General features: G+C 55.7%; 11 protein-coding genes and 2 pseudogenes. 9 read left to right on the forward strand and 4 right to left on the reverse strand.

Features of this window, described 5'->3' with window-relative positions; all coding sequences use genetic code 11:
* Positions 1 to 110: 110 nt before the first annotated feature.
* From GZ1_RS12705 to GZ1_RS12715, 4 genes and pseudogenes are all read left to right on the forward strand, one after another.
* Positions 111 to 458, forward strand: a complete 348-nt coding sequence (locus GZ1_RS12705) for an ArsR/SmtB family transcription factor (RefSeq protein ID WP_020755926.1) — start codon at positions 111 to 113, stop codon at positions 456 to 458.
* 6 nt (positions 459 to 464) lie between these two features.
* Positions 465 to 665: pseudogene (locus GZ1_RS18380) on the forward strand (arsenic resistance protein); the annotation flags it as partial.
* 15 nt (positions 666 to 680) lie between these two features.
* A complete protein-coding gene (gene arsC, locus GZ1_RS12710; RefSeq protein WP_011232692.1) occupies positions 681 to 1,100 on the forward strand; it encodes an arsenate reductase (thioredoxin) in 420 nt (139 codons plus the stop codon).
* A gap of 232 nt (positions 1,101 to 1,332) precedes the next feature.
* A complete protein-coding gene (locus GZ1_RS12715; protein ID WP_060788603.1) occupies positions 1,333 to 1,770 on the forward strand; it encodes a DUF4275 family protein in 438 nt (145 codons plus the stop codon).
* A gap of 95 nt (positions 1,771 to 1,865) precedes the next feature.
* Here GZ1_RS12715 and GZ1_RS12720 read toward each other — a convergent pair whose 3' ends face one another.
* Positions 1,866 to 2,852: a Gfo/Idh/MocA family protein gene (locus tag GZ1_RS12720; protein WP_060788604.1), complete on the reverse strand. Its 987-nt coding sequence runs from the start codon at positions 2,850 to 2,852 to the stop codon at positions 1,866 to 1,868.
* 98 nt (positions 2,853 to 2,950) lie between these two features.
* Positions 2,951 to 3,337 (reverse strand): SMU1112c/YaeR family gloxylase I-like metalloprotein, encoded by a 387-nt coding sequence (gene gloA2, locus GZ1_RS12725; RefSeq protein ID WP_033011380.1) that lies wholly within the window; start codon positions 3,335 to 3,337, stop codon positions 2,951 to 2,953.
* Positions 3,338 to 3,813: 476 nt separating this feature from the next.
* Between gloA2 and GZ1_RS12730 the strand changes: the two genes are divergently transcribed.
* The 4 genes from GZ1_RS12730 to GZ1_RS12745 all read left to right on the forward strand — a co-directional run bounded on the left by GZ1_RS12730 (position 3,814) and on the right by GZ1_RS12745 (position 8,718).
* Complete coding sequence (locus tag GZ1_RS12730; RefSeq protein ID WP_033006178.1) at positions 3,814 to 5,115, forward strand: dihydrolipoamide acetyltransferase family protein; 1,302 nt, start codon at positions 3,814 to 3,816, stop codon at positions 5,113 to 5,115.
* 74 nt (positions 5,116 to 5,189) lie between these two features.
* The gene (gene pdhA, locus GZ1_RS12735) at positions 5,190 to 6,269 is read left to right on the forward strand and encodes a pyruvate dehydrogenase (acetyl-transferring) E1 component subunit alpha (RefSeq protein ID WP_060788605.1); all 1,080 of its coding nucleotides are present in this window, start codon (positions 5,190 to 5,192) and stop codon (positions 6,267 to 6,269) included.
* Complete coding sequence (locus GZ1_RS12740) at positions 6,270 to 7,247, forward strand: alpha-ketoacid dehydrogenase subunit beta (protein ID WP_020755918.1); 978 nt, start codon at positions 6,270 to 6,272, stop codon at positions 7,245 to 7,247. It abuts the gene before it with no gap.
* 109 nt (positions 7,248 to 7,356) lie between these two features.
* Positions 7,357 to 8,718 carry an FAD-binding oxidoreductase gene (locus GZ1_RS12745; RefSeq protein ID WP_033006174.1) on the forward strand — a complete coding sequence of 454 codons (1,362 nt, stop codon included), beginning with the start codon at positions 7,357 to 7,359 and terminating at the stop codon, positions 8,716 to 8,718.
* Between the two features lie 466 nt (positions 8,719 to 9,184).
* Here the strand turns inward: GZ1_RS12745 and GZ1_RS12750 are convergent, their stop codons facing one another.
* On the reverse strand, positions 9,185 to 9,952 hold the full coding sequence (locus GZ1_RS12750) for a MurR/RpiR family transcriptional regulator (RefSeq protein ID WP_015375932.1): 768 nt from the start codon (positions 9,950 to 9,952) through the stop codon (positions 9,185 to 9,187).
* Between the two features lie 124 nt (positions 9,953 to 10,076).
* Here GZ1_RS12750 and GZ1_RS12755 point away from each other — a divergent pair, with 124 nt between their 5' ends.
* Positions 10,077 to 11,420, forward strand: coding sequence for a 6-phospho-beta-glucosidase (locus GZ1_RS12755; protein WP_033006173.1), 1,344 nt, complete (start codon positions 10,077 to 10,079; stop codon positions 11,418 to 11,420).
* 289 nt (positions 11,421 to 11,709) lie between these two features.
* Here the strand turns inward: GZ1_RS12755 and GZ1_RS12760 are convergent.
* Positions 11,710 to 11,954: pseudogene (locus GZ1_RS12760) on the reverse strand (hypothetical protein); the annotation flags it as partial.

Genomic DNA, 11,954 nt, shown 5'->3' on the forward strand with positions numbered 1-11,954 from the left:
TTTATATACTGATTGACGGAAACCATTTCATTGGTCGGCGTGGCCGTTTCATGACGGATGTTCGTTTTTATATAAGCAAATCATGATATGATGATGAATGGAGGGGTGATATGCCGCAACTCGCAATGGAGATAGGAGCAGCCGCTCGGGTGTTGAAGCTGCTCGGCGATCCGACGCGGCTGACGATTTTGGCGATTTTGAATCAGCGGGAGTGCTGTGTGTGCGAGCTGCTGGAGGTGTTTTCGACCAGCCAGCCGGCGATCAGCCAGCATTTGCGTAAGTTAAAAGATGCCGGGCTGATCCAAGAGGAGCGGAGGGGGCAATGGGTGTATTATTCGCTCCGGCCGCAAAGCGAATACTACTCCCTGCTGCAAGCGGTGTTGTCATACGTTCCGGACCAAGACGAAAACATTCGCAAAATCGAGACAGCGAATCCCGCGGCCCGCTGCGGGTGCTGACTTTAAACGCTGGCGTTTACAGCGGGGAGCAATAACTTTGAGCTGGCGATTGCTGTGGCGGTTGGGGTGTTTGGCATTCATTCGGGCGCGGCGTTTGCGGCGGTCATCGGTCCGCTGATTGAAGTGCCGGTGATGCTGGCGCTTGTCAACGTAGCATTGGCGTTTCAGCGAAAGTATTTTTCTTCGGGCAATCCAACATCAACGTAAAGGTGGGAACCAGCGATGAAGAAAAAAGTCATATACTTTTTATGCACCGGCAACTCGTGCCGCAGTCAAATGGCGGAAGGCTGGGCGAAACAACTTCTTGGTGAGGAATGGGAAGTGCACAGCGCCGGCATTGAAGCGCATGGCCTCAATCCGAATGCGGTGAAAGTGATGAAGGAAGTCGGCATCGACATTTCGAACCAAACGTCTGACGTCATCGACCCGGATCTCCTCAACCGCGCTGATTTGGTCGTGACGCTGTGCGGCCATGCGGCCGACCATTGCCCCGTCACCCCGCCGCACGTGAAGCGCGTCCATTGGGGCTTTGACGACCCGGCGAAAGCGGAAGGGACGGAAGAGGAGAAGCTGGCGGTGTTCCGCCGCGTCCGCGATGAAATCGGCGCGCGCATCCGCCGGTTTGCCGAGACGGGGGAATAGGGGCGGTGCAGCGAGGCAGGCGCAAAGAGCGGGGAAACTGTCTTGCATAGGGTGCGCAGCAGCTGCTCGTCGAAGTGCGGCCGGAAACGGGGAAGTGGCTGGGCGGACGAAAACCGCTCGGCGCGAAAAAGATGGTGAGAAGCCATCTTGTCAATCCACTGAACGTTTTGACAGACGAAATGAGCACATCGATGAAGGCAGTGCCACATCAGGTCACTGGGGGAGAAATCAAATGGAGTTATTTCATCAGTTAGCTCGCCGAAACATCAAAATCCGTAAACAGTCCGGTTTCGGAGCGCAATGGCGACAACAGTGGGAAGAGGCGTTTGCCGGCCATTTGACAGCGGAAGAAAAACAACGCATCCACCTTCATAATCGGAATGGAGTCAACGGCTACTTATGGCACCTGTTCAGCTATGGGATGAGAGGCTGTTTCACAGGAGAAGAAGCGGAAATGGCGTTTGATCAAGAAGAGAAAACGTGTTGCTATCTTTTCTTTCAACATGGCGACGATGCGTTCACCGTGGAGGATGCGTCCGGCTTGAAAGCCGCCGATCTGGCAGCGGAAAACGACAAAATCGATCTATATGTGGTGGACAGTGAGTTCAACTGGACGTTTGTCATGACGCATGAAAGCGGATGGCTTGGCCCGTATTTTAGCAGAAGGTGACAGCCATGGCTTATCGGTAGCCAAGGAAATCCAATAAGACAGAAAGAAAAAGAGTTCCAACCGAGCCCCAGGCAGACTAGGTTGGAACTTTTTTATTACCGCTGATCGGCCGGGAACACGATGCCGGTTTGTCTTCGCGCTTCGTCCATGATTTCCATCGTCCAAAGCGAATGACGGTGTGAGTTGATGGCCGATTCGTGTTCTCCGTTTTCGATCAAACGGATAAACTCTTGTGCTTCATAATACATCGGCGGCTTGTCCTGCGGCGCGGTGATGTCCTCGACGCGCCCGTCGCGGTAGCGGATTTCCGCTTTGGTTGGTGTGTGGATGGCGTCGATGATCATGTTTCCGTCTTCCCCTTGAATCTCCGAAGGCAAGTGCGAGTTCGTGATTTTCGAATAAAAGACGACCGCGTCCATCGCCCCGTAATGAAGCACGATCGAGCCTTCGCCGTCCACCCCTGATTCGAGCTTCACGCTTTGCGCCTTCACGCCACGGGGCTGGCCGAACAAAACGACCATCGGGTACAGGCAATAGACGCCAAGGTCCATCAACGCCCCGTTGGAGAAAGCTGGGTTGAAGGCGTTGAGCACCGTTCCTTGCTTATAGGCGTCATAGCGCGATGAGTATTGGCAATAGTTCGCCACGTAGCGGCGGATGCGGCCGAGTTTCGGCAAGTGCTCGCGGATGGACCGGAATGTGGGAAGCAGCGTCGCTTTCATCGCTTCCATCAATACGACGCCGTTTCGCTCCGCCGCTTCGATCATCGCTTTGACTTCTCTCGCATTGGAGGCGAGCGGTTTTTCGCATAAGACGTGCTTGCCGTGATTCATGAGCAAAATCGCCTGCTCGGCATGAAGTGCGTTCGGGCTGGCGATATAGACGGCATCAATGCCGTCGCTTTCGGCCAGCTTTTGCAAGTCGGTGAACGTCCGCGGCGCCCCGACTTTGTCGGCAAACTGCTTTGCGGTCTCCTCGGTTCGCGAGTAGACGGCGGCGAGTTCGAAGGAATCGACGAGGCGCGCGGCGTCAAGAAATGCTTCGGTGATCCAGTTTGTGCCGATGGTTGCGAATCGAATCATGTTGTTTGGCCTCCTTCATTTGTATCGACCCCATTGTACCACAAATCAACGGAGAGGCTTCGTTTTGTCATCGTCATGGAGCAAGCGTGCTTTTCTCTTTAGTTTTCATACAGCTCGATCGGCAGCCCGTCCGGATCTTGGAAGAAGGTGAATCGTTTGCCGGTCGCTTCATCAACGCGGACGGGTTCGGGATCGATGCCGTGTTGGCGCAAGTAGGCAATGGCTTCATCGAGGTTGTCCACCGCCAAAGCAAGATGGCGCAGTCCGCACGCTTCCGGGTAGCTTGGGCGCTTCGGCGGGTTTTCAAAGGAAAATAGCTCAAGCTGAATGCCGCCATCAGCCTCCAAATCGAGTTTGTACGAACGGCGCTCAGCGCGGTATTGCTCCCGGATGGGGCGAAATCCGAGAATTTCTGTATAAAATCGTTTTGATCGTTCATAGTCCGAGCAAATCAAAGCGATATGGTGAATCGTGGCAAGGCGCATGTCAATTCCTCCTTATATAAACGGGTGATGCCGTTGAACTAGTTTTATTTTTCAATTAGAAAAACCTTATAAAACCAACTTCTTTTTCACCCAATGCCGCCGATTGGCGCCTGTATGGCTCATACTGGGAAAAACAGCCTCCCCGCCGTTTTGGACCCGTTCCCGGTGTTTGGGGACAAATGAAATCGAAAATGTTATGTTGCGATAATGGAAGTTGCTGTCGTTGATTGTCGAAGCGGGCGAAAAATGTCTGCTCTCCTTATATTGACAGTTTGACAATCTATAGACTATCATAAATCTTGTAGGTTGGAAAATTTAAAATATTCATTTGATATTTTGGTAGAAAAAACGAATGGTCACCACGTTTTTTGTAAGCGCTTAACTTCTATGTTTCCTCATGATCGCCGCACCATTGATGCCGCACCATTGTGTTTGTTTCCAATCACAACGTGAGAACAAGGGGAAGGGGATATGGCATGATCTACGAATTTAAATTGCCTGACATCGGCGAAGGGCTGCATGAAGCGGAAATCATCCGCTGGCTCATTCGCGAAGGGGATGTGGTCAAGGCCGATCAGCCGATCGCTGAAATTCAAACGGATAAGGCGATGGTGGAAATGACGACGCCGGTCGCTGGCAAAGTGGTGGCGCTTGCCGGGCCGGAAGGGGCGACGGTGAAGGTTGGAGAGCCGTTGATTGTCGTGGAAACCGAGGCGGCGGTGGCGGCCGAAGCGGCGCCGACTGACCATTTGGCTCAGGAGCCTGCGTCTGCTGTTCATATAGAAGCCCCGCGCCCAACGGTGGGGCGCAAGCGGGCGATTGCCGCGCCCTCGGTGCGCAAGCGGGCGCGGGAGTTGGGCGTTCCGATCGATGAAGTGGAAGGAACGGGCGAAGGCGGCCGGGTGACGCTCGCCGACTTGGAGCGATATGTCCGCGAGCGGGAAGCAGCCGTGGCGGTGGCAGAGCAACGTGAAAGGAGCGGGGCCGCGGTTTTGCCAGTTGGGGGCACGGCGATAGAGCAAAAGGCGGACAAAGCCGCATGGACGTCCATCGCCAGCACGGAGCTTGTGGTTCCAGAAGAAGAGCGCATCCCGCTTCGCGGCTTGCGCAAAAAAATCGCCGAAAAAATGGTGAAATCGGCGTACACGGCGCCGCATGTGACCGGGATGGACGAGGTGGACGTGACGAAGCTCGTCGAGATCCGCAAAAACCTGGCCAGCGAGCTGGCCAAGGAGCAGATCAAGCTGACGTATTTGCCGTTTATTATTAAAGCGGTGACAAGGGCGCTGAAGCAATATCCGATGTTTAACGCTTCGCTCGATGAAGAGACGAATGAAATCGTCTTGAAAAAGCGCTATCACATCGGCATCGCGACGGCGACGAAAGCGGGGCTTGTCGTCCCTGTCATCCGCGACGCCGATCAAAAATCGATCCGCGAGCTCGCCGTTGAGATCGCCGAGCTGTCGGAAAAAGCGCACCGCCAGGCGCTTCGCCTTGACGAGCTGCAAGGAAGCACGTTTACGATCACGAGCACCGGCGCGGGCGGAGGGTGGTTTGCGACGCCGATCATCAACTATCCGGAAGTGGCGATTTTCGGAGCGCATGCGATCAAACGGCGCCCGGTTGTCGTCGGCGACGAAATTGTCATCCGCGATATGATGGGAATGTCGCTCACCTTTGACCACCGCGTCATTGACGGCGAGCCGGCCGGGCGGTTTATGCGGACGGTGGCCTACTATTTGGAAAATCCGGAAGTGCTGCTTTTGGATGTACGGTGATCATTCGATGCTTGCCTAAAAGCTGGGAGAGCGCGAAGTGAAGCGGCAATGAAAAAAGAGTGGGAGGGGACTCCATGTTTGATCCGGGCAAATTGCCGGTCGAGGTCGTGCAAATTTTGGACGAAAACGGAAACGGCGACGAGAGGCAGCTGGCGGCGTTTTCCGATGAATGGCTGCTTCGCGCCTATCGGGAAATGCGGCGGGCGCGCGTCATTGATGAGCGGCTGTTGCGCATGCAGCGGCAGGGGCGGATCGGGACCTACGCCCCGTTCAGCGGCCAAGAGGCGGCGCAAATCGGCAGCGCCCTTGCGCTTCATAAAGACGATTGGATTTTCCCGAGCTACCGCGAAGTGGCGGTATGCTTGATGCATGGCATGCCGCTTGAGCAGTTTTTCCATTACGTGCAAGGGCGTCTGTCGGGGAAACGGATGCCGGAGGGAGTGAACATTTTCCCGACGCAAATCATCATCGCTGCTCAGACGCTTCATGCGGTCGGCTGCGCGTGGGCGTCGAAATTGAAGGGCGAACCGCACGTATCGGTGGCGTATTTCGGCGACGGGGCGACGTCAGAGGGCGATTTTCATGAAGCGATGAATTTTGCCGCGGTGTACAACGTGCCGGTCATCTTTTTCTGCCAAAACAACCAATACGCCATCAGCGTCCCGTACCGGAAGCAGACGGCCAGCCGGACGATCGCGCAAAAGGCGCTTGCGTACGGGATGAAAGGGGTGCTCGTTGACGGCAATGACGTGCTGGCGGTGTACGAAACGATGAAGCAGGCCGTCGAAGCCGCTCGCCGCGGCGAGGGGCCGATGTTGATCGAGGCGCTCACCTATCGGCTCGGGCCGCACACGACGGCGGATGACCCGACGAAATACCGCCGGCCGGAAGAGGTCGAGACATGGCGGGCGAAAGATCCGCTCCGCCGTCTGCGCCTGCTTTTGGAACGGCGCGGATTATGGACGGAAGCGCAGGAAGACGCGCTTGTCGCCCAAGTGAATGATGAAGTGACCGCGGCGTACGAGGCGGCCATCGCCAGCAAGTCCGGTTCGATTGTCGATGTATTCGATTACGTGTACAGCGAGGCACCAACATTGCTTGCCGAGCAAAAAGACGAAGTGATGCGGCGCAAACAACGGAGCGGGGTGAGATAAATGGCGGAATTGACGATGATTGAAGCGATCAATGAAGCGATGCGCCAAGAGATGGAGCGCGATCCGCGCATCATCGTGCTGGGCGAAGATGTCGGCGAAAACGGCGGCGTCTTCCGGGCGACGGACGGGCTGCTTGCGCAGTTTGGCGAGGGGCGCGTGTTTGATACGCCGCTTGCGGAATCGGGCATTATCGGCACGTCTATTGGACTGGCGATCAACGGCATGCGCCCGATTGCCGAAATTCAGTTTCTCGGGTTTGTGTACCAGGCGATGGACCAGCTGGCGGCCCAGGCGGCGCGCATCCGCTTCCGCTCGGCCGGACGGTTTTCGTGCCCGATCGTCGTGCGCAGCCCGTACGGCGGCGGGGTGCGGACGCCGGAATTGCACTCCGATGCGTTGGAGGCGCTGTTTACCCATTCGCCGGGCTTAAAAGTCGTCATGCCGTCCAATCCGTACGATGCGAAAGGGCTGCTCATTTCCGCCATTCGCGACGAAGACCCGGTTCTGTTTCTGGAGCCGATGAAGCTGTATCGGGCGTTTCGCATGGAAGTGCCCGAAGAGCCGTACACGATTCCGCTCGGCCAAGCACGGGTTGTGAAAGAAGGAGACGATGTGACGATCATTGCTTGGGGGGCGACCGTGCCGCTTGCCGCCAAAGTCGCCGCCGAGATGGAAGCGAAAGGGGTCAGCGCGGAAGTGATCGACCTTCGCTGCCTGCAGCCGCTTGATTTTGATGCGATCATCGCCTCGGTGGAAAAAACGGGGCGGGTGATGATCGTCCATGAAGCGGTGAAAACGGGCGGGTTTGGCGCCGAAGTGGCGGCCTTGATCAGTGAGCGGGCGCTGTTTTCTCTATCAGCTCCAATCGTGCGCATCGCCGGCTACGACACGCCGTATCCGGTGCCGTCGGTGGAGGATGATTGGCTGCCGAACGCCGAACGCATCGTGGAAGGGATCGAAACGCTGTTGCGATACTAAACGAACCATGCCATCCGGGTCGATCGATCCACCATCAGAGTGCGTCAAGAGAAAAGGCGGCGCATCGATGGGTGGCGCCGCTTGATCCGATCGGGTGAGGAGGAGAACGATGAACGTATACGAATCACTGCTGGAATTGATCGGCGACCGCGAGCGGGTGAGCATCAATGAAACGGTGCTCGAACACCACAGCAAAGGCATCGCCTACCATGCGCCGCACAAGCCAGATGTCGTTGTCTTTCCGAAGACAGCGGAGGAAATCAGCCGGGTGATGGCGTTTGCCAACGAGCATCGCATTCCGGTCACACCGTTTGGCGCCGGCACGAGCTTGGAAGGGCACGTCATTCCGGTCCAAGGCGGGATTAGCCTCGATTTGACGTTGATGAACCACATCATTGACATTCGTCCCGATGATTTTTTGGCGATCGTCGAGCCCGGGGTGACGCGGCTGCAGCTGAATGAGGCGCTGAAGCGATACGGGTTGTTTTTCCCGGTCGATCCGGGGGCGGACGCGACGATCGGCGGCATGGCGGCGACGAACGCGAGCGGCACGAACTGCGTGAAATACGGCGTCATGCGCGATCAAGTGCTCGGATTAGAGGTGGTGCTCGCGGACGGTTCAGTCATTCAGACGGGAAGTTTGGCGGTGAAATCGTCGGCCGGCTATGACTTGACCGGCTTGTTCGTCGGATCGGAAGGGACGCTTGGCGTGTTCACCCGCCTCGTCGTCCGCCTGCACGGCATTCCAGAGGCGACGAACGCCATCAAAGTGTGCTTCCCGTCTCTCGAGACAGCGGCAGGGGCTGCGTTTGCCATTTTGCGGTCCGGCGTCGGCCCCGGCAAAATCGAGCTCGTGGACGAGGCGACGATCGCCGCGGTCAATGCGTACAAAAAAACCGATTATCCGGTGAAACCGACGTTGTTTATCGAGCTGAGCGGCAGCCCGTCAAGCGTCGAGGAAGGGACAAAGCTGGTCAACGAATTGTGCGAAGTGGAGGGGGCGGTTTCGTTTGTGGTCGAGACCGACTCGCTCGCCCGCGCGAAGCTGTGGGAAGCGCGCCACCATGCGGCGTTCGCCATTCAAGCCGCCTATCCAGGCAAGGCGATGCTCTCCACCGATGTGTGCGTGCCGCTGTCCGAGCTGCCCGACGCTATCGCCGATACACGTCGGCTCGTTGACGAGCAGAAGATGACCGCCGCGATTTTCGGCCACGTCGGCGACGGCAATTACCATACGGTGCTTGCCTTTGACCCGAACGATGCAGATGAGATGGCGCGGATCGAACGCGTGCACACCCATATCGTCCGCTACGCTTTATCGCGCGGCGGCACGTGCACGGGAGAGCACGGCATCGGCCTTGGCAAACGGGCGTTTTTGCGCGAGGAGAAAGGAGACGCCGTCGTGTGGATGAAACGGCTGAAACAATTGTTTGACCCAAACGGCATTCTCAATCCGGGGAAAATTTTTTGATCATAGCGGACGCTCTGCATCCCTGCCTGTTGGCGGGGATGTTTCTTTTGATCGGCGGGCGGCGCAAAGGAGAAATCCGCTAAGCGTGCCTCAAACAACACCACAGTGTCAAGGCTGAGTTTACAAAAACAAACGCATTGTCCGCGAAAAGGTTGGTGAAAAACAGCCGGTTCCCTTGGATCGACCATCATGGAAAAAGAGAAACGGGTGTTTCAAGATTTCTTCATTTGAGAAGGGTTGCTAGGAAACGGGACGCCCCAGTTCCCCCCTTCCTTCTAAAACTTATATGCACAGCCCGTTCTTGCCTTTGTAACATAGTGTTACAACATAGAAACAGTTGTTTTTCGTTTTCCTTTTGTTACAACAAGGCGCCATGCCCTTTACTTTTGCCATCCGGCGCGGTTTAGTAATAGTAGATGGAGCCAACAACAAGGCGATGGCGTTGCTGCAATCAGCAGAGTTGGGCTCAAACGGTTGGGCTGCTGTCCTTTCCGATCGTTTCCGTCTTCCGTCCCAGCAGTCGATACATTTCTTTCGCTAACCGTTCGAGCAAGTAGACGACCGGAAGCTGGGTTGTGACATCGGTCTGCCCGATCCGCTCCGGTGTGGTGTAGTACGTCAAGTTGTAGTCCGAGATGTTCGCGAGTGTGCAATGTTTCCGGTTGGTGATGCTGATGATCGTGCTGCCGTTTTCCTTGAACCGGTGCACTTGGGCGAGCGTATAGGACGTCTCTCCAGACACCGACAAGGCGATGACGGCGCAGTTGTGGAAATAATGGCCGTAAATCGGAAAAAACGGATCCTTGATGTAGACAGAAAACTTTTGAAAGGCAGAAAAATAGCGCGAGCCGTATTCGGCCAAAATACCGGAGCTGCCCGATCCGACGAAAATGACGTGATCCGCCCGGGCGATCGCGGCTGCCGCATCCAGAATGGTCCGCTCGTAATCGGCGGTCAGCGTCCGTTCGAAAAATTCCTTAAGCGCCTCTTGACTGCTGATGATCGCGGTTCGCTTTGTCTCGCGCAAATACAGCTTCCATTTCGTTTTAAATTCACTGAACCCTTCGCATCCGACCTTTTTACAAAAGCGGAGCACGGTCGGCGGCGAGACATGGACGGCTTCGGCGAGCTCGCGGATGCGCATGTACGCGACTTCATGCGGATGTTTCATCACATAGTCGTAAATGGCGTAGTCGAGCTCGGAGAACTGGGCGATTTGTTCAGGAGTGAACATCGGGACACCTCGCTTTCATGGGACGGAACGTGCGATAGCTGGGAAAGGATGGCGCTTTCAAGCCCACTGGTTGATTCCTACATTGATTATACCATGCCCAACAGGGCGAAAGGGGAAGAGGAATATGGATAAACGATTGAAAATTGCGACGATTGGCGGCGGGTCGAGCTACACGCCGGAATTGGTCGAAGGGTTGATCAAGCGTTATCATGAATTGCCGGTCGGGGAATTGTGGCTTGTCGATATTCCGGAAGGCAAAGAAAAACTCGAAATCGTTGGCGCACTGGCCAAACGGATGGTCGAAAAAGCCGGCGTGCCGATCGAGATTCATTTGACTTTGGATCGCCGTCGGGCGCTTGACGGGGCGGATTTTGTGACGACGCAGTTTCGCGTCGGGGGTCTTGAGGCGCGGGCGAAAGACGAGCGCATCCCGCTCAAATACGGGGTGATCGGCCAAGAGACGAACGGCCCGGGCGGATTGTTTAAGGGATTGCGGACGATCCCGGTCATTTTGGACATCATTCGCGATATGGAAGAGCTTTGCCCCGATGCATGGCTTATCAACTTCACGAACCCGGCTGGGATGGTGACGGAAGCCGTCTTGCGCTATACGAAACAGGAGAAAGTGGTCGGCTTGTGCAACGTGCCGATCGGCATGCGCATGGGCGTCGCCAAGCTGCTTGGCGTTGATGCCGACCGCGTGCACATTGATTTTGCCGGCTTGAACCATATGGTGTTTGGCTTGCACGTCTATCTGGACGGAGTCGAAGTGACTGAAAAGGTGATTGACCTCGTCGCCCATCCAGACCGCTCCGGTGTGACGATGAAAAACATCGTTGACCTTGGCTGGGAGCCGGACTTTTTGAAAGGGTTGAAAGTATTGCCGTGCCCGTACCATCGATATTACTTCCAAACGGACAAAATGCTGGCTGAAGAGCTCGAGGCGGCGAAAACGAAAGGGACGCGCGCCGAAGTTGTGCAGCAGCTCGAAAAAGAGCTGTTTGAGCTGTACAAAGACCCGAACTTGGCCATCAAGCCGCCGCAGCTCGAGCAGCGCGGCGGGGCGTACTACAGCGACGCCGCGTGCAGCTTGATCAGCTCCATTTACAACGACAAGCGCGACATTCAGCCGGTCAACACGAGAAACAACGGCGCCATTGCGAGCATCCCTCCGGAATCGGCGGTGGAGGTAAATTGCGTCATCACGAAAGATGGACCGAAACCGATCGCCGTCGGCGATTTGCCGGTCGCGGTGCGTGGGCTCGTCCAGCAAATCAAGTCGTTCGAGCGCGTCGCTGCCGAGGCTGCGGTCACCGGCGACTACCAAACGGCGTTGGTCGCCATGACGATCAACCCGCTTGTCCCGTCTGACACCATCGCCAAACAAATTTTGGACGAAATGTTGGAAGCGCATAAAGAATACTTGCCGCAGTTTTTCAAACAGGCAAAAGCAACGGCTGGGAACTAAGCCGCTTAGGAACGGATTGACCAAGCCGCCGGCGACAGGCGGCTTGGTCATGAAATACGACAGAAGCATTCTTCCGATTGTTACGGGACATTTTTGATCTGCTGCGGATTGGCCAGTGTCGGATGTTTTTGTTTGGTTGTCAATTTATGTTTTATCGTTGTTGGCAGAAGCATTACGCGCGCCTGATCCATCATTCCATAAATGGAGAAAAGCAACCGTGCATGCGGTTGCTTTTTGCGCTTAGTATAGGATTGATTGCTACGGTAAGAAGTGTTGTTGCGTGGCTAGATTATTTCGCTTTTAATGCGCGAATCTCATTTTCTTGTTCAAGCGAGCGAAATGCAAGTGATTGGAGAACGAGCTCTTGCCGCGCTTGACTGGCGATAACATTGTCTAGTTTTCGTAGCGCTTCAGAGAGGGTTTGTTTTATTGCTGGGATTTCATTGATGGTTTCTAACGTTTCCATCACCGCTTGTTTAATAAACGGAATATCTGCCACATCATCTTTCGTCGCCATCCGCTGTTCGATGCTGG

The organism is Geobacillus zalihae NBRC 101842 (assembly GCF_001544135.1).
Lineage (GTDB): Bacteria > Bacillota > Bacilli > Bacillales > Anoxybacillaceae > Geobacillus > Geobacillus zalihae.